Annotated in this window: 1 protein-coding gene; it reads right to left on the reverse strand. The window is 68.4% G+C overall.

What is annotated here, in order from left to right:
- Nucleotides 1–449: GTP-binding protein (locus RAD15_RS43840; RefSeq protein ID WP_458184867.1), on the reverse strand; the 449-nt coding region annotated here is incomplete at both ends.

Here is a 449-nt window from a genome sequence, read left to right on the forward strand (position 1 = left end):
GGCCGTGGAAGGTCAGCACCTGGTTGATGCGGCCGTTGACGGACTTGCCGTCCGGGCCTTCCATGACGGCCACCTGCATGCCGGGCTTGATGGTGCCCTGGCTGATGCGGCCCACGCCGATGCGGCCCACGAAGGTGGAGAAGTCCAGCGCCGAGATCTGCAGCTGCAGCGGTGCGGCCGGGTCGCCGGACTGCGCCGGCACGTGCTTGAGCACGGTCTCGAACAGGGCCGACATGTCGGGGCCCCACTGTTCGCCCGGCGCGCCTTCGGTCAGCGACGTCCAGCCGTTGATGCCCGAGGCATAGACGACGGGGAAGTCGAGCTGCTCGTCGGTGGCGCCGAGCTTGTCGAACAGGTCGAACGCGGCGTTGATGACGGCATCAGGCTTGGCACCGGGCTTGTCGACCTTGTTGACCACGACGATGGGCTTGAGGCCCAGGGCCAGGGCC

The sequence above is a fragment of the Bradyrhizobium sp. 14AA genome (assembly GCF_054185205.1).